Genomic DNA, 25,760 nt, shown 5'->3' with positions numbered 1-25,760 from the left:
TTCGAATACTTCCAATATTTTTATTAACAAACTTATTATATCATAAAAATTATATTTGTAAACGCTTTATTTTGAAGAATTTACTGATATAATATAAATATAAATATCACAAGGAGAGTTGTATGACAAAGAAAAATGAAACAAAATTGGATTCAGCAAAAGACTATACTATTGGGCTAGATATAGGTACAAATTCAGTTGGTTGGGCTGTGATGAATGATGATTATACAATTCCTAGAAAAAGAATGAAAATTTCAGGGAATACAGATGTTAAATATTTAAAGAAAAACTTTTGGGGCGTCAGACTATTTGATTCTGCTAAAACAGCTGAAAATAGAAGATTGTATAGAACTACGGGGCGTAGACTTGAAAGAAGAGCAAATAGAATATCATATTTACAAGAAATATTTTCTTCTGAAATTGAAAAAAATGATAGAAACTTTTTTGGAAGAATGATTGAAAGTTTCTATCAAATTGAAGACAAAAGTATCAAGGAAAAACATCCTTTATTTCCTACTCCTAATGAAGAGAGTCAATATTATAAGGATTATCCGACCATTTATCATTTGCGTAAGTCACTTGTTGATGGAGAGAGGAATCTTTTTGGATTTGATAAAGATGGGAAAGCTGATTTACGTCTAGTATATCTGGCTATTCATCATGCAATTAAATACCGTGGACATTTTTTAATTGAGGGTAAATTTAATCCAGAAAACTCAAATGTTGCATCAGCATTCAAAGAATTCTTAAGTGAATATAATGAACTATTTTCATTACAACCTGATGGCTCATACTTCAATCCAGTTGATGAATCAACAGATGTTGAAGCATATCTTACTGAAAAAATATCTAGAGCAAGAAAAGTGGAAAATGTTCTCTCTTTATTCCCAACTCAGAAGAAAAATAGAGAATTTCATAATTTTCTTAAATTAATAATTGGAAACCAAGCTAACTTTAAAATGCTATTGGAGAATTCTGAGGATGCAAAATTACAATTAACTAAAGATACATACGAGGAAGATTTAGAAAATCTTATTTCTTTAATCGGAGATGAATATTTAGATATTTTTAATTCTGCTCAAAAATCATTTGATTCTATTGAACTTTCAAATATTTTATCAACTGAAAATTCAGATTCAGAAGCTTTAATATCTTCAAGTATGGTTGAAAGGTATAGGGAGCACAGCAAGGATCTAGCAGATTTTAAGAAATTTATTAAAGAAAGTTTACCTGAACAATATTTTGAAGTTTTTAGAGATGAATCAAAACAAGGATATGCGGGATACATTAATGGTGGAATAAAAGAACCAGATTTTTATTCATTTATCAAAAAAAATATTGAAAAATTAGATAATGCAGATAAATTTATAAAAAAAATTGATAATGAAACTTTCTTGCGTAAACAAAGAACTTACGATAATGGAGTAATTCCTCATCAACTTCATATGAGAGAAGTCGAAAAAATAATAGAGAGACAAGGTAAATTTTATCCATTTTTATTAGAAAATAAAGATAAAATCCTGCAAATACTTGAATTTCGTATCCCATACTATGTAGGTCCACTTGGAAAAAATAATAATTCAGATTTTTCATGGATTGAAAGAAAATCTGATGAGCCTGTTAGACCCTGGAATTTTAAGGAAATAGTTGATGAAGCAACTTCAGCAACTAGATTCATTGAAAAAATGACTAATTTTGATACCTATCTTCCTAAAGAAAAGGTACTTCCAAAACATTCACTTTTATATGAAAAATATACTGTATTTAATGAATTAACAAAAGTTAAATTTATCGCAAGTGGTTTTTCTGAACCCCAATGGTTAGATACTAAGCAAAAGAAAGTTATTTTTAACACACTATTTAAAAATAGCAAAAAGGTAAGTAGTAAACAGCTTATTAAATGTATAGAAGATGAGTTTAAATATGCTGATGTCTCAATAGAAAGTGGAATTGATAAAAATTTCAATGCATCTTTTTCAACATACATTGACTTAACCAATAATGGTATATCTAGGAACATCCTTGATAACGAGGATTACGAAGAGATGCTAGAAGATATTGTTAAAATTTTGACAGTATTTGAAGACAGAAAGATGATTAAACAGCAATTAAACAAATATGCTGATATTATTGGAGAGACCACAGTAAATAAGCTTTCTCGAAAACACTATACTGGTTGGGGGAGACTTTCTCGTAGATTGATTGATGGAATTTATGACAAAGATACCCAAAAAACAATTTTAGATTTTTTAGAGGATGATTCTGCACATAGAAACTTTATGCAATTAATAAATGATGATAAATTATCGTTTAAGAAAGAAATCACAGATCAGCAGTTGAAAAATGACTTTTCAAGTTTCAAAAATACCGTAGATTCATTGGCAGGATCTCCAGCTATAAAAAAAGGTATTTTACAATCTTTATATATTGTTGAGGAACTTGTAAGAGTGATGGGGAGAAAGCCTAAAAATATTGTTATTGAAATGGCGCGTGAAGACCAAACAACTGACCAAGGGACTAGACTCTCAAAAACTCGTGAAAAGAAAATAAAAGATGGTTTAAAAGAATTAGGGAAAGATGCTGAAAAGATTAATCCTAATTATACCGATTATCGTAATGATAAAATTTATCTATATTATATGCAGAATGGTAAAGATATTTATACTGGTAAAGATTTAGATATACATAATCTTTCAAATTATCATATTGACCATATTATTCCACAAAGCTTTATTACTGATAATTCTATTGACAATAGGGTGCTTACAAGTTCTCGCTCAAATACAGGAAAATCTGATAACCTGCCAAGTGAAGATGTTATTAAGAAAATGTCTATTGAATGGTATAGACTAAATAAAGCTGGATTATTAAGTGATAGAAAGCTTGCAAATTTGACTAAAGGTAGTCTAAGCCAACAAGATAAGGAAATATTTATTAATAGACAGCTTGTTGAAACTCGCCAGATTACAAAAAATGTTGCGGCAATTTTGTATAGTTACTTTAATCTGAATGAAAATAATGAAAAAGTTGATGAATATGAAGCTGTTAATATTATTACATTGAAATCTGCATTAACTAGTCAATTTAGAAAACAATTTGGTATTTATAAAATAAGAGAGCTTAATGATATGCACCATGCCCATGATGCATATCTTAACAGCGTTGTTGGAACAACAATATTAAAAGTCTATCCAAACTTAAAATCCAATTTTGTATATGGTGAATTTAAAAAATCATCATATAAAGGTCCTGATAAGGCTACTTATAGGAAAAAATTAAATAGTAATTTAATGCTCTTTTTCTCAAGTAATGAACCAATTATAAATGATGATGGGGAAATATTATGGAATGGTTCAACTGATATCCCAACCATTAAAAAAGTATTGGGAAGTCATCAGATGAATATAACTAAAAAACTTGAGATTCAGAGCGGAGAATTTTGGGATGAGAATCCTAAGATTAGAAAAGAAAAAAACAAGTATCGCAATTTGAAGAATAATTTAGATCCCAAAAAATATGGTGGCTATGGAAGTCCAAGATGTGCATACTCTATCGTAATAAGTCATACAGTGAAAAAAGATAAATTTAAGTTGGAAATTGTAAATATCAATATTTCTGAAAAAAATATTTTTGAAAAGAATATGGAATCTTACTTAATAAATTCAGGATATGTTAATGCAAAAGTACTAACTAAATTACCTAAGTACTCTTTGTATATGTTTGAGGATGGACGTAAAAGATATCTTGCAAGTTCAATTGAAGCACATAAAGCCAATCAGTTGATATTGCCTGAAAATATTATCACTCTTTTATATAAGGCAAAAGAGTATTGTAAAAAAGATTCCGAAGAAAATGAAGAGTATTTAAAAAATTTCAGATATCAATTTGATGAATTGTTTGATGTAATTATTAAATTTTCTGAGAAATATATATTAAAACCCACTGTAATAAAAGATTTAGAAAAAATTTATATTACAAATAAAGAGAGCGAAATCAGATTATTATGTGAATCGTTTATTAATTTGTTAGCTTTTTGTAAATCAGGAGTATCGACTGGATTTAAATTTTTTGGTAAAGATATAAAATTAGATAGATTAAGATATCAATCAGTAAATGAGTTGTTGAAGTCAACAATAATAGATTATTCAATAACTGGTCTGTACGAATCAAGAAGAAATTTAGACAAGAAAGAAGATTAAATATATGGGATGGAGAACAGTAGTAGTAAATTCACACAGTAAACTATCCTATAAAAATAATCATTTAATATATCGTAGCTCTTCAAGCCAAGAGTTGATTCACCTTTCAGAAATTGATGTATTAATTTGTGAAACAACAGATATTGTTATTACAACCATGCTTTTAAAAAGATTAGTAGATGAAGGTGTATTAGTAATTTTTTGTGACGATAAAAGATTACCAAAATCTATGCTGACACCATACTATGCACGACATGATAGTAGTTTACAGTTAAGTAAGCAAGTTGGATGGAATATAGATGATAAAGTCAATTTATGGACTGAAATAATTCGTCAAAAAATCGTTAACCAAAGTAGTCACCTAACTAAAAATTATATGGAAGATAAAGCTTCAAATCTTTTAGCCTTTGCTAAGGATTTGGAGCCTTATGATCCAACAAATCGAGAAGGTCATTCTGCTAGAACTTATTTTAATGCATTATTTGGAACTAAATTTACTCGTGATGATGTGTCAGATATTAATGCAGGATTAGACTACGGCTATACGCTTTTAATGTCAATTTTTGCGCGTGAAATAACTAAAGCCGGTTGCTTAACACAATTTGGACTTAAACATAGTAATCAATTTAATGACTTTAATTTTGCAAGTGATATTATGGAACCTTTTAGAGTAATAGTTGATGATATTGTATATAAAAACAGAGATAAACCATTTAAGCAAATAAAGCGAAATTTATTTGATATGTTTTCTGAAACATATTTTTATAAGAAAAGCGATATGTATTTAACGAATATAATTAGTGACTATACAAAAAAAGTAATTTCTAATTTAAATGGAGAAACTTTCAATATCCCTGAATTTTATTATGAGTTATAGATATATGAGGATGATTTTAATGTTTGATCTTCCCACTGAAACTGTAGAAGATAGAAAATGTTATCGTAAATTTAGAAAATATTTAATTGATGAAGGTTTCTTAATGCATCAATTTTCAGTTTACAGTAAATTATTACTGAATAATACTGCAGCACAAGCCTTGATTAAAAGATTGAAAAAGAATAATCCATCAAAAGGAAATATAACTATCCTAACTGTTACGGAGAAACAATTCTCAAAAATGATTTATCTTCATGGTGACTTTGATGATTCAGTCGCAAATTCAGATAGTAGAGTAATTTTTTTAGGAGATAATGACATTGACGAATCTTAATTATATTTACTTTGACGAAAAAATAAACATAGATTCTTGGACAATACTTTCAATTGAAAATACCAAAGTGTTTGCCAAGTTTATCGAAAATATTAAATATTATGATTATCAGCAGGATTTAAAACTTTTCGATAAAAATTACAATGCGGTTAAATCAAGTAAAATATTAGTTATTAATGATATATTAAACTTTGAACTTAATAATGTTGGTGTTCTTAAAACAATATATAGTGACATTGATAGACAAATTAAGGATAATTTGGAACTTAGAAACAAAATTCATCAACTGAAAAATGAAATATCTAATTTATTAATTGATGAAATTATTGAATATCCTCTGGATTTATCATTTGATGAAATAACTAATATAGAATTGATAAAGTCACTTGGTGTTAAAATAAATGAAAGCTCTACAAGTTTGTACGAAAAACTAATTGATATTCTTAACTTATATAAATTTCTTCCAAATAAAGAACTCCTTATACTAACTAATGTATCATGTTATTTTTCAAAAGATGAGATGGAAGAATTGAGAAGGCATTCGTCTTTATTAGGAGGAAAAGTCTTGCTTGTTGAGCCAAGAAAAGTGTATGGATTTCCACAATACATGTTAGATGATGATTTTTATATGAGTTCAATATTATGATATAATTAGTTCAATATTATGATATAATAAGTTAAATAAAACTATGGGAGATTGAATTTTGAAGCCTTGCTAGGGTTAATAGCATGCTAAAAAACCTCAAAGAAAAATTCTACGAGGTTTTAGTGCTATGTTAAATTGAATGCTTCCAAAACATTTTAAGTTTTGAACATCTATAACTTTTTGTTTTAGTGCTATGTTAAATTGAATGCTTCCAAAACATTTAAAAATGATAGTGTTGCAAGGTAGGTGTTTTAGTGCTATGTTAAATTGAATGCTTCCAAAACTCTCACTCTTGTATCGGTAATCACGAGGTAGTTTTAGTGCTATGTTAAATTGAATGCTTCCAAAACTAGTCTGCTAGTTCATTTCTTTGCTTCTCAGTTTTAGTGCTATGTTAAATTGAATGCTTCCAAAACACGTTGAAAATAGGAGAGGCATTCATGCACGTTTTAGTGCTATGTTAAATTGAATGCTTCCAAAACCACCATTCCAATTAACACCTAAATTTGTAAGTTTTAGTGCTATGTTAAATTGAATGCTTCCAAAACAATCTTTTAAATTCTGATCCAACGAACTACGTTTTAGTGCTATGTTAAATTGAATGCTTCCAAAACGTATACGTTAGACGAAATACAAAACAAGGGGTTTTAGTGCTATGTTAAATTGAATGCTTCCAAAACTAGAAAAGTTAAATGAAATGTTAATATCAAGTTTTAGTGCTATGTTAAATTGAATGCTTCCAAAACAGTTGTAGTAGTCTCTAATGCGTTAAGTATGTTTTAGTGCTATGTTAAATTGAATGCTTCCAAAACTTGCAGTGATTAAACTAATTATCAGTAACAGTTTTAGTGCTATGTTAAATTGAATGCTTCCAAAACTTGTGACATTTGATGTAGCAGTAAGCAGGTGTTTTAGTGCTATGTTAAATTGAATGCTTCCAAAACAAAAAACACATCAATGCACGCAAAGCAGATGTTTTAGTGCTATGTTAAATTGAATGCTTCCAAAACGCTAAAAATTGATTTTATGAAAGTATATGAGTTTTAGTGCTATGTTAAATTGAATGCTTCCAAAACGACTAATAGAGCAAGCAAACATATCTAATAGTTTTAGTGCTATGTTAAATTGAATGCTTCCAAAACTATAGACATCTATATTAATAATTTTTACGAGTTTTAGTGCTATGTTAAATTGAATGCTTCCAAAACACTTGATATGTGTGATATAGAAGCCTGGAAGTTTTAGTGCTATGTTAAATTGAATGCTTCCAAAACATAGGAGCAGGATATACTTCATCTTCTTCAGTTTTAGTGCTATGTTAAATTGAATGCTTCCAAAACTTCTTTTTCTGTAATGATATTACATTCATAGTTTTAGTGCTATGTTAAATTGAATGCTTCCAAAACTTCAAAGTTGATAAATGGTCTGATTGGATTGTTTTAGTGCTATGTTAAATTGAATGCTTCCAAAACTTTTAAAAAGAATGATGTCGCTATAATGTAGTTTTAGTGCTATGTTAAATTGAATGCTTCCAAAACAGAATAGAAATATTAATAATAAAAATGCTAGTTTTAGTGCTATGTTAAATTGAGTGCTTCCAAAACATGCTAACGATGCTAAAGCTGGTATTCAGTGTTTTAGTGCTATGTTTCTTGAATGCTTCCAAAACAGATGATACAGATGAACAAACAGACGACACGTTTTAGTGCTATGTTTTTAATATCTCAAGAAAGATTCTGATCCTATAAAGTTAACGTGTAAATTAAAAAATACAAAAAAGTATGTCTTCGTGCGACATACTTTTTCTCATAATATTATGTTTTAATCAACCAATAAATATTCATCAATCACTTGAGCACATCCTCCGTGATCGTTATCATTCACAACGACATCAGCAAGTGATTTTATATTTTCATTGGCATTTCCCATGGCAACACCAAGTCCTGCAATTTTAATCATACTTTCATCATTATCTGCATCACCCACAGCAATCGCTTGAGATATAGGTATGTTCAAATAATCGCATAAGAACTCAAGACCTTCACCTTTTTCAACACCTTTGTCAGTAATTTCGACACCAGTTTCCTCAGCCTTAACAATAGTAATATTTTCTTTTCTTAGTTCTTCATATGTATCTAATCTATCCTTATCAGTAAAATGGTAAAGGTTTATTTTTTCAAAATTTTCTCGTTCACCCTTTAATATTTGACAAATATCATCAACGAATGTAGCTGCATTAGTATATAAATCTTTGTAGTAATCCATATGATAATTTTCGATATGGTCATAGTGTGACCGTTGAACATATATTTGCCCATTGATCATAGCAATTACCATAGTTTTCTTTTCTTTAACAATTGCACGAATTTGATCTACAATACTTGCTGGAATCTTATGTTGATGTAAAATCTTTTTATTTTTAAAATCGTAGACTAAAGCACCGCTTGCAAGAACACCATATTCTACATCGGGAAGCACAGGCATATATTGATTCAGTTCAACCAAAGCTCGACCAGTAGATAATACAACATTTTTTCCAACAGATTCGGCTTTTTTTATTGCTTCAATACTAGATTCGGCGATTATTTTTTGGCTAGTCAAAAGCGTTCCATCCATGTCAAAAGCTATTAATTTATACATCTTGTCTCCTTAATTTTTCTTTTAGTTCAGTTCGTATTTTATCAAGCTTGATTTTTCTTTTCATAAGCTCAGCAATTTTACTATCAATATCTGCAAGTTCATCAGTCACAATAGACAAATTTTCCATCCATTGCTCGTCAGTTGAACAAGAAGTACTATGTAGCTCTTTTATTCTTTTTATTGCTTTAATCGAAAAACCAAGTTCCTTAAGCTCTACAATATTTTTAAAATCGCCAGCATCTTGCTCACCAAAAACGTACCAGCTCCCATCCTTTTCAGGAGTCAGCAAACCGTTTTTTATATAAAATTTAACAGTATCTAGCGTAGTAGACTGATTTTTGACGAATTCCGAAATATACATAGTTTCTCCTTGACAGGGGGTTTAGACCCTATGTTTTAATTATAACATAGTCACCTGAAACTAGACGATTACATCGTCGATTCGCTTTGATGAACCCAAGTTCTATCTTCAACTCATCTCCTTGTCCTCGTCGCTTTCAGACACCTATAAAAATCTTAGGAGGAAACATGAAAATTACAATTTACCTTATTTTAGCACTTTACGGAATTCTATTAGCATATTCCCTTATTTCTTTGAGAAAAAAATATTCACTACCAAATTGGCTAAGCTTTTTTAACCTATTAGGCTCATTTTTCCTACTAATTTCATGGATAAACAAAATTTTTGTACCTTTGGGACTTATAATCTTGCTGATAACTGGACCTATAAATGGTTATTTAATGAATGGGAAAGTAAATTTAAAACATCTAATGATTAAAATAATCCTGTCAGCAATTCTTCTAACATGGTCATTCATTATCTGATTACCAACCTTGCACCTTGAACTCTATCCAGTTATAATAAATTTAAGATAATAAGAGATAGAGGTAGTTATGTTTACAGAAGAGAGTTTTGAAGTATTTAATGTTAATGGTTTGGATGAGCGTATGGTGGAAATTCGTGCTCACATTCAGCCAGTATTTAAGGAAGTATTAGAATCAATTAAACCGCAAGTTGAAGAAGCAGTAGGACATGATGCTTTTGTTCATATAGCTCAACATATTCGTCGTACAAAAAATGCACCTGAAAGCACTTGGTCAGCAATCTCTTTAAATAAGAGAGGTTATAAATCTGAACCACATTTGCAACTTGGAATTTGGAAAGATTATGTTTTCATGTATATATCTTTAATTGATAATCCAAAAGAAGAGAAAGTAATGGCTGATTATTTATTAGATAATATAGAAAGCCTAAATTCACTTCCTCAAGATTTTGTATATTCTAAAGATCATACGGTCCCTGAATATTATCCAATCACTGATGGTGGAGTAGAAGCAGCTATCACGCGCCTTCGTGATGTAAAAAAAGGTGAATTCGAATTTGGACGTGTCATTCCTGCTGATTCCGATATTTGGTCTGATCCTCAAAAAGCCAAGGAATTTGTTGAAGAAACTTATGAAAATTTAATTCCGATTTATACTGAGCTTCTAAAAGCTGCAAACCATATTTAAAGAAAAAAGTTAACCTAATCTTTGCTCCAAAGGAGTTTATACTGGGTTAACTTTTTTTAGTATTCTTTTGTATCAAGTTCAGAAGCAGCCTTTGCAAACTTTTCCTGACTTGACGTAACTTTTTTCTCTTTATGAGGGAATTGAGCATCGAATTCTTCAAGTTCGTTTGCATCAGGTTCAAGTGCTGAAGAAAATTGAATTTGCCCTTTAATGTCACTTAATGCATTTGGGACAAGTTCAAGTGCCATTATTCCTGAGTAGTAGTTACCATCTTCAAGGCTTAATCCAAATTTCTTAGTACCTGTAAAACCAAAGCGTTCATAATAAGCAGGATAGCCACCAATAATGATTGCTTTATAACCTAATTTTTTAGCTTCTTCTATTGAATAGTTAATTAGTTTAGAACCAAGTCCCATATTATGAAACTCAGGTGCTATTGAAACAGGTCCAAAGGTGATTACTTGACTGATTTCTTTACCTGAGTCATCTAAGATTCTTGTTTTTGAATAAAAAATAGAACCTGCAATTCTTCCATCAACTTCAATCACAAAGGTAAGTTCTGGAATATAGTCCTCGTGATTTCTAAGATTATGAATTATCAGATGTTCATTACATCCTGGTACATATAAGTTCCAAAATGCATCACGAGTTACTTTTTCAACGTTAGTATAATCTTCTTTTTTTTCATGTCTTATTTTAATTTCTGCCATTATAACCTCCAAAATAAAAAACTTTCGAAATGAAAGTTTTAAAAAATTTTAAAATGCTGTAATAAATGCGATACCTGCAAAGACGATACCTGGTACGTTTGCGATAACAATTGGCCAGTCTTTTTTCTTTTGCAATAGTCCGTATGCAGTCCAAACGATACAGTTAACCATAGCAACGAAAGGTTGAATGGGGTTACCCTTGTTTCCTGCTAAGTTTCCAGCAATCTGTGGAATGTATGAAACATACATCAATACAGACATTGTTGACGCAACTCTACCTAAAAGATTTACAAATTTGTCTTTTTTACTTTCTTCCATTGAACCATCCATTTTCATTAAATTTTTTATATATAATATTATATTCTAAATATGATTATAAATCAAAAGATAGAGTCCCTTGTTTTTTAACTTAATGTGTTTAAAAAATGTTTATCCTATGTTACACTTGGGTTAATGTATATAAAAAGGAGGTACATTCATTGAAATTAATGTGGAAATACACAATGAAAAATAAAAAGCTTTTATTTTGTAATTTAATTTGTGTGTTAGGCTTTATTTTAATCGAGCTAGGACTACCAACTTTACTAGCTTGGATGATAGATATAGGAATTCCCAACAATGATCGTTCATATGTCATAAAAATGGGTATATGGATGCTTGCAATAATAGTTGTTGGAGTTACCTTAAATATCTGTCTTGGATATGTTACTTCACGGATAACATCAAATGTTACAGCTGATATTCGTGATGATCTATATGAGAAAATCCAAACATATTCTCATCGCGAGTATGAAACAATAGGAGTATCATCTTTGATTACGCGCGTTACCAATGATGCCTATCAAATCATGCTCTTCTTACAGAATGTTTTGAGACTTGGTTTTACAACGCCATTGATGTTTGGAACAAGTTTATATCTCGTAATGAGAACTAATAGAACGCTTGGATGGTATGTTTTAGGTGCACTACCTTTCCTATTAATTGGTGTAATTGCAATTGCTTATTATTCAGAACCAATTTCCAAAAAACAACAAAAGAATTTAGACAAAATTAATGCCATTTTACGTGAAAATTTATCAGGTCTCCGTGTTGTACGTGCATTCGTGAATGAAGATTTTGAAAGCAAACGTTTTGAAAAAGTAAATAAGAAATATGCTGATACATCAACAAGACTATTCTCTTTGATGGCTCTTGCACAACCAGCATTCTTTGTTCTATTTAATACTGTAATGGTATTTATTATCTGGCAAGGTAGCCTTCAAATAGATGCAGGGAGCTTAAAGCTTGGTGACTTGGTAGCTTTTATCGAATATATTTTCCATGCCCTATTCTCATTCATGTTATTTGCGACAGTCTTCATGATGTACCCACGCGCCGCAGTTTCTGCCAACCGTATCCAAGAAGCACTTGATGCAGAACCTATGATTAAAGACAATAAAGACGGTGTTAAAGATACAGATAAGAAGGGTTATGTAACTTTTGATGATGTAACATTTGCATATCCAGGTCCTTCAGAAACACCAGTAATTCGTAATGTTTCATTTGATGCCAAGCCTGGAGAAACAATAGCCTTTATCGGAAGTACTGGTAGTGGTAAGTCGACCCTAATTCAGTTGATTCCAAGATTTTTTGATGTAAGTCAAGGAGCAGTCTATGTGGATGATGTCAATGTCCGTGACTTTAATATAGAAGCTCTGCGTCATAAGATTGGTTTTATACCGCAAAAAGCTTTGCTATTCAAAGGTACTATTGCTGATAATCTAAGATTTGGTAAGGAAGATGCGACAATTGACGATATGAAAAAAGCAACTGATATTGCCCAAGCATCTGAATTCATATCACAATTACCAGAAGGATTTGATTCTCCAATTTCTGAAGGTGGATCAAACCTTTCAGGTGGGCAAAGACAGCGTTTAGCTATTGCACGCGCAATAATTCGTCGTCCGGAAATCTATATCTTTGATGATAGTTTTTCAGCCTTGGATTATGAAACTGATAAAAAACTACGTGCTAGTTTGAAAGAAGTAACTCAAGATTCAACAGTATTAATCGTTGCACAACGTGTTGGTACAATTATGGATGCAGATCGTATTGTGGTATTAAATGAGGGAGATGTAGTAGGAATTGGTAGCCACCATGAACTATTAAAAACTTGTCCAATCTATCATGATATTGCAGCATCACAACTTTCAGAGGAGGAATTAGCAAAATGAAAACTTTTTCTTCTTTAAAAAGAATATGGGAATATGTAAAACCTTATAAATTATCATTCTTCCTAGTAATTTTATTTACAATATTAACAGTAGTTTTCAGTGTTGCATCGCCTTATGCTACGGGTCTTCCAACATCTGAAATTGCTAGAAATTTAGCTGATGGTCAACCAATTAATTTTGACTACATTAAGAAGACTTTAGTATTAATATTTGCTCTTGGTATTTTATACGGAGCTTGCCAACTTATTTCAGGATTACTTATCACTAGAGTAGTTCAAAAATCAATGAAGGACTTGCGTTCAGACATTGACACAAAAATAAATAAACTACCTGTATCTTATTTTGATAAGAATCAACAAGGTGATGTTCTATCACGTATGACAAATGACGTTGATGCAGTATCTAATGCCTTTCAACAATCATTTATTGGAATTATTAATGCAATCTTAAGTATTGTAATGTCAGTTGCTATGATGTTCTACATAAATACAACAATGGCGCTTTTGGCTATTCTAATGATTCCGGCATCAATTCTTATTTCTAGATTCATTGTTAAACGTTCACAAAAGTATTTCCAAAGTATGCAAGATTCATTGGGAAGCCTAAATGGATATGTTCAAGAAACAATGACTGGTTTTAATGTAATTAAAGCATTTGGGCAAGAGAAGAAGAGTCTAAATGATTTTAAAAAGGTTAATCATAGCTTAAGAGAAAATGGATTTAAAGCATCATTTATTTCTGGTCTTATGATGCCACTTGTCCAACTGACTGCTTATCTTGCATATGTTGTAATCGCAGTAGTCGGAGGATTGTATGTAATTGGTGGAGTGATACTTGTTGGTCAACTTCAAGCCTTTATCCAATATATTTGGCAAGTAAGTCAGCCAATGGGGAATATCACGCAACTTTCATCAGTTCTACAAAGTGCAGCCGCAGCATCAAGTCGTGTATTTGCTCTTTTAGATGAACCAGACGAAGTTGAAACTAAAAATCCAGTTGCTTTACCTGAAAAGACTGATGGTAATGTAACTTTTGAGAATGTAAGTTTCTCATATTCACCAGACAAACCACTAATTGAAAATCTTAATTTTTCAGTAAAAGCTGGTCAAACAATAGCAATTGTAGGTCCAACAGGCGCTGGTAAAACAACTTTAATTAATCTTCTTATGCGATTTTACGATGTTAATTCAGGAGCTATAAAGATTGACGGTATTGATACTAAGACAATGAAAAGAAGTGACGTTCGTTCAATGTTTGGGATGGTACTTCAAGATGCTTGGCTTTATGAAGGTACAATAGCAGATAATATTCGCTTTGGGAAACTTGACGCTAGTGACTATGAAGTAGTTGATGCTGCTAAAACAGCCAATGTTGACCACTTTATTCGTACCATGCCAGACGGTTACGAGATGTTAATTAACTCAGAAGGAGATAATGTCTCACAAGGACAAAAACAACTTTTGACTATCGCTCGTGCCGTAATATCAGATCCTAAGATTCTTATTTTGGATGAGGCCACAAGTTCGGTTGATACACGTCTTGAAGTACTAATTCAAAAGGCAATGGACAAGGTAATGGAAGGACGAACAAGCTTTGTTATCGCCCACCGTCTATCAACAATCCGTGATGCAGATTTGATTCTAGTAATGAAGCAAGGATCAATCGTTGAACAAGGAACGCACGAAGAACTTCTAGCTCAAGATGGCTTGTATAGTAACCTATATAATAGTCAGTTTGCTGAAGAAGAAGAGTAGCTCAAGATATTGAATAAATAAAAAAGAATCCACTTATGTGAGATTCTTTTTTGTTTTTTTAAATTTATTCTTCACGATTAATATTAACACCAAGGACAGTCAAGTGACCGTTACTTATAAGTTTAATTACCAAATGACTTAGATCCACGGGTTTCATAGCATTAGGATTTTTTATCCACCATTTAAGAGTAGAAATAAATATTCCTGAAATATAATATGCAACAAACTCAGTAGGAACTATAATATCATTTTCACGAACCTCAAGCTTATTAAATACTGTGGTATAACGCTCTTTAAAATTATTCATAAGCTTGTTCAAAAGAAAATCTTCGTTTGTTGAGTCAATGACCACTTGAGCAACTTCAGGTTTCTCTTTGATAAATTGAAAAAACTTAGCTAAGACGATTTCAATTTCTCTTATATTAACATTTTCGCCTTCAATTACCTTTTCTTCATCTAAAAGTTTGGCTATATCTTTGAGAAAATACTCTATCAGTTTCTCATACAAATCTTGTTTATCTTGGAAATGTGCATAAAAAGTAGCACGATTAATCATTGCTTCATCTGCTATTTCGCTAATGGTAATTTTATCAAATGTTTTATTACGTAAGAGACCAATGAAGGCAGTCATTATCATCTTATTGGTCCTTAAAACCCTTAAATCTTTTTTCTTTTTCACGACAATCTCCTACAATGTGTTGTATATCTAATATAGTATCAAAATTGATGGTTGTAATCAAATTATTGTAGTGTATTATTACTGATAAGAATTGAATGAATAGTAGTTTTAATACAATAGTTACATACTATTTGAAAGGAAATATTATGACTTACAAAGCTGGTATTGATGTTGGCTCAACTACAGTAAAGGTAGTTGTGTTTGACCAAGATTACAACTTAATTTTTTCACGTTATGAAAGACACTTTTCGGATGTAAAAGCCGCCACAGTCAAGGTTTTAAAAGAATTAATAGAAGAAGTTGATGATTTAGATCTAGAGCTTTCAATTACAGGTTCTGGTGGGATGGGTCTTGCAGATGTTATTGATGTCCCCTTCATCCAAGAAGTTATCGCATCAACTCTTACCATTGAAAAATTTATCCCCCAAACTGATGTTATGATTGAACTAGGTGGTGAAGATGCTAAGATGACATTCTTTGATGGAACACTAGAACAAAGAATGAACGGAACTTGTGCTGGTGGTACAGGTGCATTTATTGACCAAATGGCAGCACTTTTAAAAACTGATGCTAGTGGCGTTAATGAATTAGCAAAAAATTATCAAAATATCTATCCGATAGCAAGTCGATGTGGTGTTTTTGCTAAAACAGATGTTCAACCTCTTTTAAATGAAGGTGTTCGTAAAGAAGATATAGCTGCGTCTATATTCCAAGCAGTCGTTAATCAAACAATTGCAGGTCTTGCTGCAGGTCGTAAAATTCAGGGTAATATTGCCTTTCTAGGTGGACCGCTGTATTTCATGAGTGAGCTTCGCAGAAGGTTCATCGAAACTCTGAATATTCAACCTGAAAATGTTGTCTTTCCTGAAAATCCTCAACTTTTTGTAGCCATGGGTGCAGCCCTTGATGACGATAGCGAACGTCCCGTAAGAAAAGTAACTGAACTAATTCACAGTCTTGAAAATGATTCCTCTGATAATCTTATTCCTCAAGATACACTAGAATTACTTTTTGAGGATCAGGAAGAACTTGATGAATTTAGAGAACGTCATGCCAAAGCAAGCGCATCTTACAAGGATATAAATGAACATCATGGACCAGCATACCTTGGTGTTGATGCAGGTTCAACTACAAGTAAGGTTGTCTTGATAGATGAGGATGGTAATATCCTTTTTGACCATTATGGAAGTAATAATGGGGAACCGCTTGAAAATGTTATTGCAGTTTTATCACGTCTATATAAGGAAATGCCAGATGATGTATATATTGCAAAGTCTGCTGTAACTGGTTATGGTGAGCATTTGCTCAAGAATGCTCTTAAGATTGACTATGGTGAAGTTGAAACAATGGCTCACTATAAGGCAGCGGATTATTTCCAACCCGGTGTTGATTTTATTCTTGACATTGGTGGTCAAGATATGAAGGCCATGAAGATTAAGGATGGAGCACTTTCAAGTATTCAACTTAATGAGGCATGTAGTTCTGGTTGTGGTTCATTTATCGAAACATTTGCTCATTCATTGAAATATGATGTTAAGGACTTTGCACAAGTAGCGTTACTTACAGAACACCCAGTTGACCTTGGTTCACGTTGTACTGTTTTCATGAATTCAAAAGTGAAGCAAGTACAAAAAGAAGGAGCAACAGTAGGAGATATTTCTGCTGGGCTATCTTATTCAGTAATCAAAAATGCCCTTTATAAGGTAATAAAGGTTAAGCGTCCTGAAGAATTAGGGGAAAAGATTGTAGTTCAAGGTGGTACATTCTATAATGAAGCTGTTCTTCGTGCCTTTGAAAAAATAAGTGGGCGTGAGGTTGTTAGACCAAGCATTGCAGGTCTAATGGGAGCCTATGGTTGCGCATTAATCGCTCTTGAAAATGCTGATAATCAACCTTCTGAAATTTTAGGTCTTAATGATTTAAATAAATTTGAAACTACTAAAGAATTCGTAAAATGTGGCCTTTGTGAGAATAACTGTAAGATGACTTTAACTGTCTTTAATGACGGTCGCAAGTTTGTATCTGGAAATCGTTGTGAACGTGGTGTAGAAAAAGCCATGGAAACAAAAATGGATAAGAAGGATAAAAAAGTTAATCTTGTTGATTACAAATATAAAAAGTTATTCAAATACAGAGGAATTCGTAAAAAAGATGCAGTTAATGGCGAGATTGGAATTCCACGTGTTTTAAATATGTATGAAAATTATCCATTGTGGCATACTATTTTGTCTGACTTAGGTTTTCGAGTAGTTCTTTCACCAAGAAGTAGTAAAGAGTTATATGAACAAGGGATTGAAACAATTCCATCAGATACAGTATGTTACCCTGCCAAACTTTCTCATGGTCACATTATGAGTTTGATTAATAAAGGTATACCGACAATCTTCTATCCAAGTGTTCTTTATGAAAGACAAGAAGATGCGACTGCTCAAAACAATTATAACTGTCCAATTGTTCAGTCATATCCAGAAGTCATCAAGAATAACGTTGATGAAATCCGTAATGGCAATGTAAATTATATTCATCCTTTCATCAATCTTGCAGATGTACCAAGTATGACTAAAAATCTTTTTGAAGCCCTGTCTGAATTTGAACTTACAGAAGAAGAAGTTCAAAAGGCTGTTGTACACGGTTTTGAAGAACTCGACTCGTTCAAGGAAGACATTCGTAAGCAAGCAGAAGATTTACTGATGCAAGTCAATCTTAATGACGAAAAAGCGATAGTTCTTTCGGGCCGACCATATCACTTGGACCCTGAAATAAATCACGGCATAGCTGATATTATGACTCAAGAAGGATTCCACGTTTTAACCGAAGATAGCATTTCTCAGTTGGGTGATGTTGGTGGTTTGCGCGTTGTAAATCAGTGGGTCTATCACTCAAGGCTATATGCCGCTGCTCGTGTAGTCGCTAAAAATAAAAACTTAGAATTGGTGCAACTAAATTCATTTGGTTGTGGACTTGATGCCGTTACTACCGATCAAGTTGAAGAAATTATGGCTAAACATAATAAACTTTATACAGTTCTTAAAATTGATGAGGGATCAAATATGGGAGCTGTGAGAATTCGTCTTAGAAGTCTGAAAGCAGCAATCAAAGAGCGTGATAAACGTGGATTTGAACCTATAGTTGAAGTAGAAGAAATCATCAAAAGCGAACCTATTTATACTAAGGACATGCGTAAGAAACATACTTTGTTGATGCCTATGCTTTCGCCAATCCATCAAGAAGGTTTGATTGATACTGCTTTTAAATCTGCTGGCTATAATGTTGTTGTCTTACCAGATACAAGAGCAAGTATTTCTGCAGGCTTGAAATTTGTAAATAATGATTCATGCTACCCAGCTATCATTTCTATTGGTCAACTTATTGATGCACTTCAATCAGGTGATTATGATGTAGATAATACAAGTGTTATGATGACTCAAACGGGTGGTGGATGTCGTGCAACCAACTATATTCCTTTATTGAGGAAAGCACTTAAAGATGCTGGTTTTGGACAAGTTCCTGTTGTCAGTCTTTCAATGGGTAACAAGGGTACTGAGAGCTCAGAAGGCTTCAAGCTTACTATTCCATTAATTACAAGATTTATGATTGCAGCTCTTTATGGTGATTTGTTTGAGCGTCTAGTTTATCGCACACGTCCTTATGAAATTGAAGAAGGTCAAATTAATGCTCTTCATGAAAAATGGCTAGAAAAAGCTACTAAGAACGTTAAATCAGGTTCACTCTTTGAATTTAATCGTAATATGAAACGTATAATTCGTGAATTTGATGAAACTCCCTTACTAGATATTAAAAAGCCTCGTGTTGGTGTAGTTGGCGAGATTCTAGTTAAATATTCAAAAACTGCAAACAATGATATTGTTTCTATCATTGAATCAGAAGGAGCAGAAGCTGTGGTCCCTGACATTATCGGTTTCATGAATTACTCACTTTATAACCAAATTTGGAAATCAGATAATATTGGTCAGTCTAAAAAAGCAAAACTTTTTGCTCGTACTTTACTAAATATTATCAATATGATTGAAAAACCAATGAATAAAGCTTTGAAGGAGTCAAATAGATTTACTGGTCTTCATTCAATTGATGATTTGGCGAGTGATACTGAAAAAATCATTTCTATTGGTAATCATACTGGTGAAGGTTGGTTCTTGACTGGTGAGATGATTGAACTTTTGCAGGATGGTGTTGATAATATTGTCTGTCTGCAACCATTTGGATGTTTGCCTAACCATATCGTTGGAAAAGGTATGATTAAGGAACTACGTCGTCAATATCCAAGTGCAAATATTGCACCGATTGACTACGACCCAGGTGTCAGTGTTGTAAATCAACTCAACAGGATTAGATTAATGCTTGCGACCGCTAAAAAGCAACTTAAAAAAGATGAAGAAATTAAAGAAGTAACCTATAATCTATAAAAAGACGGATCTTGGCTTAATTATATTTTGCCAAGATTTTTGTTTACCTATGCTTATATAAAAGTTTGATTTTCCTCAAATTGAAGATTTTATGTTGGAAGTTGCTGAAAAAACAGAATTCAGTAGTGAAACGTATGTAGCAAAATTTGAAGATGCTCCTCCTGAAAAAGAAAAAAGAAGTTTCTTGGGTCTTATAGGATGGGAAGTTTAAAAATAATCATTAATAGTCTATACGAGAAAAACTTTAAATTTTCTCATATAGATTTTTTTATATATGAAATAAGTTTTTGAAGGAAAATATTAGGTGAAAATTATGCTAATAATGTCACTTTTTATTATTTTTCTTGAAATTATGATAAAATTAGATAAGTAATATACAAAGGAGAATTTTATGCGTTGGGAAGATGAGAAACAGACGAAGAACTTTGAAGATCGCACAAATGACAAAGTTACTTCAGGTGGAGACCTGGGTGATATATTAGGTGGTCTTGGTGGAGGTTCCGGATCAGGTAGAAGTGGAATTGGTTTACCTGGTGGAGGTTTACTTGGAATTATTATTATTATTGCCATGTTATTTTTAGGTGGTGGGAATCTTGGAAGTATCTTTGGTGATTTAACTGGGACAAATACTCAGCAACAGACTGCACCTAAAACTTCACAAAAATCAAAAACTACAATGGGTGATAGCACAGATACCCGTAAGGCTTTTTCAAGAACAGTTTTCCAAATGCTTGATGATTTTTGGGGTCCAGAATCAAAAGAATATGGTATTAACTATCAATCTCCAACATTGGTGATTTATTCAGGTAAGGTTCAAACACCTTTTGGTGTTGCGACAAGTGATATGGGACCATTTTATTCACCATCTGACCAAAAAGTTTATTTAGATACAAGTTTCCAAGATGAGCTTGCTAATACATATGGTTCAAAAGGTGATTATACTATGGCTTATGTACTTGCTCACGAATTTGGACATCATATTCAAAATAGAATTGGACTCGCCTCAGCAATGGGACGCCTCCAACAACAACTTTCTAAAACTGAATACAATAAATACTCAGTATGTATGGAATTACAGGCAGACTATTATGCAGGTGTTTGGACTAAATATTTAGAATCTAGAACAACTACAAAAGGTGAAGCAGTCCTTGAACAAGGTGATATTGAAGAAGCAATCAAGACAGCTTCTGTAATCGGTGATGATTTCATCCAAAAGAAATTTACTGGACAAGTTAATCCAGAGACATTCACTCACGGATCAAGTGCGGACCGTGTAAAATATTTTAATCTTGGCTATAAATATGGCGACCTAGAACATGGCGATGTATTCGCAGACAAAGGATTAAGAAATCCAGTAGGTACACCAACACGTTAGTCATTAGAAGTAGGTTTAAATGAATTCAACTATAAAAGCCAAATTAGAGTTACTCCCAAATAGTCCAGGATGTTATTTACACAAAGATAAAAATGGGACAATAATCTATGTTGGTAAAGCGAAGAATTTGAGAAATCGTGTACGCTCTTATTTCAGAGGAAGTCATGATACAAAAACTGAGCTACTAGTAAGTGAAATCGTTGATTTTGAATTCATTGTAACGGAGAGTAATATAGAAGCACTTCTTCTTGAAATTAATTTAATTCAAGAGAACATGCCAAAATATAATATTATGCTAAAGGATGACAAAAGTTATCCTTTTATCAAAATTACAAATGAAAAATATCCACGTCTTTTAATTACTAGACAGGTTAAAAAAGATAATGCAAAATACTTTGGCCCCTACCCAGACGTAGGAGCCGCAAATGAAATAAAAGGTTTACTTGATAGAATCTTTCCCCTTAGAAAATGTAAAACTTTGCCAAATAAGGTTTGTCTATACTATCATATAAATCAGTGCCTCGCTCCATGTGTATTTGATATTGATCCACAAGTTTATCGAGATATGTCAGATCAGATTGGTCGCTTCTTAAATGGAGATGATGATAAGATAATTCATGAACTTGAAGACAAGATGAAAGATGCTTCAGAGCAGATGGAATTTGAGAAGGCAGCGGAATACAGGGATTTAATTAAACATGTTGGTGTCCTAAGAACTAAACAACGTGTAATTAATCATGATTTGAAAGACCGTGATGTATTTGGATATGCAGTATCAAATGGTTGGATGTGTGTTCAGGTTTTCTTTGTTCGACAAGGGAAGTTGATTCAAAGAGATGTAAATATGTTTCCTTATTATAATGATCCAGATGAAGACTTTCTGACATATATAGGTCAATTCTATCAGGAAGATGAGCATTTTATTCCTAAAGAAATATTCATTCCTAAAGACATAGATGTTCATAGCGTAAAAGTTTTGACTCAGACAGAAGTTATTCAACCATCACGTGGTGAGAAGAAACAACTTGTTAACTTAGCGACAAAGAATGCGGAAGTGAGTCTCAAACAAAAATTTGACCTAGCAGAAAAGAATGTTGAAAAAACAAAAGGTGCAGTTGAAAATCTAGGTGATTTACTTGGAATCCCAACTCCGATAAGGATTGAAGCCTTTGATAACTCAAACATTATGGGTACCAGTCCTGTATCTGCCATGGTTGTTTTTGAAAATGGAAAACCAAGTAAGAAAGATTACCGCAAGTATAAAATAAAAACCGTCACTGGCCCTGATGACTATGCTTCTATGCGAGAAGTTATTGAGCGTCGTTATTCAAGGGTAGTTCGTGACAATTTAACTCCACCAGACTTAATCATTATCGATGGTGGTGAAGGTCAAGTTAACGCTGCTAAGGAGATTCTCTATAATCAACTTGGACTTGATATTCCGATAGCTGGTCTTGCTAAAAATGACAAGCACCAAACCCATGATATTCTCTTTGGTGATCCACTTGAAGTTATTCCACTTAGTCGCCAAAGCCAAGAATTTTTCTTACTTCAAAGAATTCAAGATGAGGTCCATAGGTTTGCAATAACTTTCCATAGACAGGTTAGAAGTAAAAATTCATTTGCTTCAAAACTTGATGGCATCCCAGGCCTTGGTCCAAAACGTAAACAAAATTTACTCAAGAAGTTTAAGAGTCTGAAGAATATTCAAAATGCTAGTGTTTATGAGATACATGAAGTAGGTATTCCAATGAAGGTGGCAGAAGAAGTATCTAATGTACTTGCACCTAAGAAAAAAGAAAACGAAAAAGACAAAAAAGATAAATCTTAGATAGTATTTAAAAATAAAAACTTTTTATTGATTTATAATTTATTTTATCCTTAAAAAAGGGTAAAATAGATTATGTGAATTAGTAGTTCTTTGTAATAATGAAGAACTTGATTTTGTCATAAAATTAAAAGGAGAAGAACATGTCAATTAATTTTAAAGAAGAAATTGAAAAACGCAAAGATGATATGCTTGAAGACTTATTTACTCTTCTACGTATCAACTCAGAACGTGATGATAGTAAGGCTACAAAGGAAGCACCATTTGGACCTGGTCCAGTTGAGGCTCTTGATGCAATTCTAGGTCTTGCTGAACGTGATGGATATGCAACTAAGAACGTTGATAACTATGCTGGTCACTTTGAATATGGTGAAGGTGATGAAGTATTAGGAATCTTTGCTCATATGGACGTTGTGCCTGCAGGTTCTGGCTGGGATTCAAATCCTTACGAACCAGAAATTCGCGATGGTAAAATCTATGCGCGTGGTTCAAGTGATGATAAAGGGCCAACAATGGCATGTTACTATGGGTTAAAAGTAATCAAAGAACTAGGACTTCCTGTCTCTAAAAAAGTAAGATTTGTTATCGGTACAGATGAAGAATCTGGTTGGGGCGATATGGATTATTACTTCGAACACGTTGGTGTTCCAAAACCTGACTTTGGATTCTCGCCAGATGCTGAGTTCCCAATTATCAATGGTGAAAAAGGTAATGTTACTGAATACCTTCACTTTGACGGAATTAATGCTGGAACTTTCCGTTTACACTCATTCAATGGTGGATTGCGTGAAAACATGGTACCAGAAAGTGCAACTGCAGTAGTAACTTCAATTCTTCCACTTGAAGATATCCAAGAAGCTTTTGAAACATTTAAAAATGAATTCAAAGTTGGCGGTGAAATCAAAGATTTAGGTGAAGATAAATTTGAAATCACAGTTGTTGGTAAATCAGCTCACGGAGCTAGCCCACACACAGGTGTTAATGGTGCTACATACCTTGCACACTTCCTTTCAGGATATGACTTCCAAGGTGGACCAGGAGCATTCATCAATATCGCTGGTAAAACTCTTTTCCAAGATCATGATGGTAAAAAATTAGGTGTTGCTTATACTGATGAAAAAATGGGTGCACTTTCTATGAATGCTGGTGTCTTCAAATTCGATGAAAATTCAGATGACAACACAATTGCTCTTAACTTCCGTTTCCCTAAAGGAACAGATGAAAACAAAATTAAAGAAGTTCTTGTAACTCTTGATGGAGTTGAAAAAGTAACTCTTACAGAACACATCATGCCTCCTCACTATGTTCCAATGGATGATCCATTAGTTAAAACTTTACTTGATGTATATGAAAAACATACTGGTCAAGAAGGATACGAACAAATCATCGGTGGAGGAACATTTGGACGCCTTCTAGAACGTGGTGTAGCATATGGAGCAATGTTCCCAGGATACACAGATACAATGCACCAAGCAAACGAATTCGTTCCAGTTGACTTCTTAGTAGACGCAGCAGCAATCTATGCAGACGCAATCTATCAATTGATTAAGTAAACTTCTCAACATAATTCAAGCAAGACCAATTTGGCCTTGCTTTTTTATAAAAAATATAGAATGGAGCTCCATGTTCGCTGATAATTACATTGAAAAAGTTCTTGAAAGAAAATCTCACTTATGTGTGGGTCTTGATCCCGATTTGAAGCAGTTTCCAACCTACATATTAAATGATGCAGAAGAAAGATATGGCAAAACTCCACAAGGAGCAGCACACGCCATTTATGAATTCAATAAGTTAGTCATTGATCAAGTTGCAGATTTAGTACCAGTAGTGAAACCACAGTTGTCTTATTATGAAGTATATGGTTCTGCTGGTCTTGATGCTTTTTGGAAGACAGTCACATATGCACACGATAAAGGCTTGCTAGTTATTGCTGATGCAAAGAGAGGTGATATTGATTCGACATCAAAAGCATATGCTCAAGCATTCTTTAAGGATAAAAATAATAGTTGGCAAGATAGTGAAGAAGTAGATGCTGTCACAGTAAATCCCTTTCTAGGAAGAGATGGAATTGATCCATTTTTAGAAGTCGCTAAGGAAAATGGGACTGGTGTTATTGTATTAGTGAAAACAAGTAATAATTCATCAGGAGAGTATCAGGATAAAATTACTATTGAAGATGATGAGAGTATTTCTGAACTTGTTTGCGATTACATAGTATCGAATTATCCAGATTCTATTGGTAAACATGGTTATTCAAATATAGGAGCAGTTGTTGGAGCGACATATCCAGAGCAAGCAAGAAATTTTCGTAAAAAAATAAGCAATTCCTTGTTTTTAGTACCTGGAATTGGAAAGCAAGGTGGAGACATTGACCAACTAGCTAATTCATTTAACGAAGATGGACTGGGTGCAATTATATCTTCTTCAAGGGCAATTAATTACGCATTTCCATCAATAGAATCAGGTGAGGAAGAAGTTAAAAATTCAATTAGAAATATTGTAATTGAAACGAATCAATTAATAAATGAGTCATTAAGTAAAGCAAATAAATTAGCTTGGTAAAAATATG

18 protein-coding genes and 1 CRISPR repeat array are annotated in these 25,760 nt (G+C 32.6%); of the genes, 13 read left to right on the top strand and 5 right to left on the bottom strand.

Annotated features, from left to right (window positions below; all coding sequences use genetic code 11):
* Positions 1 to 122: 122 nt before the first annotated feature.
* From cas9 to csn2, 4 genes are read left to right on the top strand one after another with little or no spacing between them, the layout of a single operon-like run.
* Entirely contained in the window at positions 123 to 4,199 is a 4,077-nt protein-coding gene (gene cas9, locus BG261_RS00365) for a type II CRISPR RNA-guided endonuclease Cas9 (protein ID WP_070791099.1), read from the top strand.
* A gap of 4 nt (positions 4,200 to 4,203) precedes the next feature.
* Positions 4,204 to 5,076, top strand: a complete 873-nt coding sequence (cas1, locus tag BG261_RS00360) for a type II CRISPR-associated endonuclease Cas1 (protein ID WP_070791097.1) — start codon at positions 4,204 to 4,206, stop codon at positions 5,074 to 5,076.
* Positions 5,066 to 5,410, top strand: coding sequence for a CRISPR-associated endonuclease Cas2 (cas2, locus tag BG261_RS00355; protein WP_070791095.1), 345 nt, complete (start codon positions 5,066 to 5,068; stop codon positions 5,408 to 5,410). The genes cas1 and cas2 overlap by 11 nt, the downstream gene beginning before the upstream one ends.
* Complete coding sequence (gene csn2 / locus BG261_RS00350; protein WP_158007162.1) at positions 5,397 to 6,056, top strand: type II-A CRISPR-associated protein Csn2; 660 nt, start codon at positions 5,397 to 5,399, stop codon at positions 6,054 to 6,056. The genes cas2 and csn2 overlap by 14 nt, the downstream gene beginning before the upstream one ends.
* A gap of 116 nt (positions 6,057 to 6,172) precedes the next feature.
* A CRISPR array of direct repeats spans positions 6,173 to 7,660; the repeat unit is 36 nt; unit sequence GTTTTAGTGCTATGTTAAATTGAATGCTTCCAAAAC.
* Between the two features lie 217 nt (positions 7,661 to 7,877).
* On the opposite strand, the gene BG261_RS00345 is transcribed toward csn2, so the two are convergent.
* Together BG261_RS00345 and BG261_RS00340 are read right to left on the bottom strand one after the other, a co-directional pair.
* Complete coding sequence (locus BG261_RS00345; protein ID WP_070791092.1) at positions 7,878 to 8,696, bottom strand: Cof-type HAD-IIB family hydrolase; 819 nt, start codon at positions 8,694 to 8,696, stop codon at positions 7,878 to 7,880.
* Positions 8,689 to 9,057 carry a MerR family transcriptional regulator gene (locus BG261_RS00340; protein ID WP_070791090.1) on the bottom strand — a complete coding sequence of 123 codons (369 nt, stop codon included), beginning with the start codon at positions 9,055 to 9,057 and terminating at the stop codon, positions 8,689 to 8,691. Before BG261_RS00340 ends, BG261_RS00345 begins: the two co-directional genes overlap by 8 nt.
* Before the next feature lie 167 nt (positions 9,058 to 9,224).
* On the opposite strand from BG261_RS00340, the gene BG261_RS00335 reads away from it, so the two are divergent.
* Both BG261_RS00335 and BG261_RS00330 read left to right on the top strand, forming a co-directional pair.
* Positions 9,225 to 9,521 carry a hypothetical protein gene (locus BG261_RS00335; protein ID WP_070791088.1) on the top strand — a complete coding sequence of 99 codons (297 nt, stop codon included), beginning with the start codon at positions 9,225 to 9,227 and terminating at the stop codon, positions 9,519 to 9,521.
* Between the two features lie 69 nt (positions 9,522 to 9,590).
* Positions 9,591 to 10,208 carry a DUF1054 domain-containing protein gene (locus BG261_RS00330; RefSeq protein ID WP_070791086.1) on the top strand — a complete coding sequence of 206 codons (618 nt, stop codon included), beginning with the start codon at positions 9,591 to 9,593 and terminating at the stop codon, positions 10,206 to 10,208.
* Between the two features lie 56 nt (positions 10,209 to 10,264).
* Here the strand turns inward: BG261_RS00330 and BG261_RS00325 are convergent, their stop codons facing one another.
* Positions 10,265 to 10,918: a GNAT family N-acetyltransferase gene (locus tag BG261_RS00325; RefSeq protein ID WP_070791084.1), complete on the bottom strand. Its 654-nt coding sequence runs from the start codon at positions 10,916 to 10,918 to the stop codon at positions 10,265 to 10,267.
* A 48-nt stretch (positions 10,919 to 10,966) separates the two neighbouring features.
* Positions 10,967 to 11,236: a SemiSWEET family transporter gene (locus BG261_RS00320; RefSeq protein WP_070791082.1), complete on the bottom strand. Its 270-nt coding sequence runs from the start codon at positions 11,234 to 11,236 to the stop codon at positions 10,967 to 10,969.
* A gap of 161 nt (positions 11,237 to 11,397) precedes the next feature.
* On the opposite strand from BG261_RS00320, the gene BG261_RS00315 reads away from it, so the two are divergent.
* Entirely contained in the window at positions 11,398 to 13,131 is a 1,734-nt protein-coding gene (locus BG261_RS00315) for an ABC transporter ATP-binding protein (protein WP_070791080.1), read from the top strand.
* Positions 13,128 to 14,885 (top strand): ABC transporter ATP-binding protein, encoded by a 1,758-nt coding sequence (locus tag BG261_RS00310; protein ID WP_070791078.1) that lies wholly within the window; start codon positions 13,128 to 13,130, stop codon positions 14,883 to 14,885. The genes BG261_RS00315 and BG261_RS00310 overlap by 4 nt, the downstream gene beginning before the upstream one ends.
* 64 nt (positions 14,886 to 14,949) lie before the next feature.
* Here BG261_RS00310 and BG261_RS00305 read toward each other — a convergent pair whose 3' ends face one another.
* Positions 14,950 to 15,564 (bottom strand): TetR/AcrR family transcriptional regulator, encoded by a 615-nt coding sequence (locus tag BG261_RS00305; protein WP_070791076.1) that lies wholly within the window; start codon positions 15,562 to 15,564, stop codon positions 14,950 to 14,952.
* 146 nt (positions 15,565 to 15,710) lie between these two features.
* On the opposite strand from BG261_RS00305, the gene BG261_RS00300 reads away from it, so the two are divergent.
* From BG261_RS00300 to pyrF, 5 genes are all read left to right on the top strand, one after another.
* A complete protein-coding gene (locus BG261_RS00300) occupies positions 15,711 to 19,988 on the top strand; it encodes a 2-hydroxyacyl-CoA dehydratase (RefSeq protein WP_070791074.1) in 4,278 nt (1,425 codons plus the stop codon).
* Positions 19,989 to 20,379: 391 nt separating this feature from the next.
* On the top strand, positions 20,380 to 21,363 hold the full coding sequence (ypfJ, locus tag BG261_RS00295; protein ID WP_070791072.1) for a KPN_02809 family neutral zinc metallopeptidase: 984 nt from the start codon (positions 20,380 to 20,382) through the stop codon (positions 21,361 to 21,363).
* A gap of 19 nt (positions 21,364 to 21,382) precedes the next feature.
* Entirely contained in the window at positions 21,383 to 23,194 is a 1,812-nt protein-coding gene (uvrC, locus tag BG261_RS00290) for an excinuclease ABC subunit UvrC (protein WP_070791069.1), read from the top strand.
* Positions 23,195 to 23,334: 140 nt separating this feature from the next.
* Positions 23,335 to 24,744 carry a dipeptidase PepV gene (gene pepV, locus BG261_RS00285; RefSeq protein ID WP_070791066.1) on the top strand — a complete coding sequence of 470 codons (1,410 nt, stop codon included), beginning with the start codon at positions 23,335 to 23,337 and terminating at the stop codon, positions 24,742 to 24,744.
* A 70-nt stretch (positions 24,745 to 24,814) separates the two neighbouring features.
* Positions 24,815 to 25,753, top strand: coding sequence for an orotidine-5'-phosphate decarboxylase (gene pyrF / locus BG261_RS00280; protein ID WP_070791064.1), 939 nt, complete (start codon positions 24,815 to 24,817; stop codon positions 25,751 to 25,753).
* Positions 25,754 to 25,760 lie beyond the last annotated feature (7 nt).

Source organism: Floricoccus tropicus, assembly GCF_001832905.1.
Classification (GTDB): Bacteria; Bacillota; Bacilli; order Lactobacillales; family Streptococcaceae; genus Floricoccus; species Floricoccus tropicus.
The sequence above is the reverse complement of the archived record's forward strand: the minus strand, read 5'-3'. Positions and strand labels throughout refer to the sequence as shown.

Coding starts and splice junctions, on each gene's coding strand:
- cas9 (WP_070791099.1), top strand. CDS start 123: ATGACAAAGAAAAATGAAACAAAATTGGATTCAGCAAAAGACTATACT.
- cas1 (WP_070791097.1), top strand. CDS start 4,204: ATGGGATGGAGAACAGTAGTAGTAAATTCACACAGTAAACTATCCTAT.
- cas2 (WP_070791095.1), top strand. CDS start 5,066: ATGAGTTATAGATATATGAGGATGATTTTAATGTTTGATCTTCCCACT.
- BG261_RS00345 (WP_070791092.1), bottom strand. CDS start 8,696: ATGTATAAATTAATAGCTTTTGACATGGATGGAACGCTTTTGACTAGC.
- BG261_RS00340 (WP_070791090.1), bottom strand. CDS start 9,057: ATGTATATTTCGGAATTCGTCAAAAATCAGTCTACTACGCTAGATACT.
- BG261_RS00335 (WP_070791088.1), top strand. CDS start 9,225: ATGAAAATTACAATTTACCTTATTTTAGCACTTTACGGAATTCTATTA.
- BG261_RS00330 (WP_070791086.1), top strand. CDS start 9,591: ATGTTTACAGAAGAGAGTTTTGAAGTATTTAATGTTAATGGTTTGGAT.
- BG261_RS00325 (WP_070791084.1), bottom strand. CDS start 10,918: ATGGCAGAAATTAAAATAAGACATGAAAAAAAAGAAGATTATACTAAC.
- BG261_RS00320 (WP_070791082.1), bottom strand. CDS start 11,236: ATGGAAGAAAGTAAAAAAGACAAATTTGTAAATCTTTTAGGTAGAGTT.
- BG261_RS00310 (WP_070791078.1), top strand. CDS start 13,128: ATGAAAACTTTTTCTTCTTTAAAAAGAATATGGGAATATGTAAAACCT.
- BG261_RS00300 (WP_070791074.1), top strand. CDS start 15,711: ATGACTTACAAAGCTGGTATTGATGTTGGCTCAACTACAGTAAAGGTA.
- ypfJ (WP_070791072.1), top strand. CDS start 20,380: ATGCGTTGGGAAGATGAGAAACAGACGAAGAACTTTGAAGATCGCACA.
- uvrC (WP_070791069.1), top strand. CDS start 21,383: ATGAATTCAACTATAAAAGCCAAATTAGAGTTACTCCCAAATAGTCCA.
- pepV (WP_070791066.1), top strand. CDS start 23,335: ATGTCAATTAATTTTAAAGAAGAAATTGAAAAACGCAAAGATGATATG.
- pyrF (WP_070791064.1), top strand. CDS start 24,815: ATGTTCGCTGATAATTACATTGAAAAAGTTCTTGAAAGAAAATCTCAC.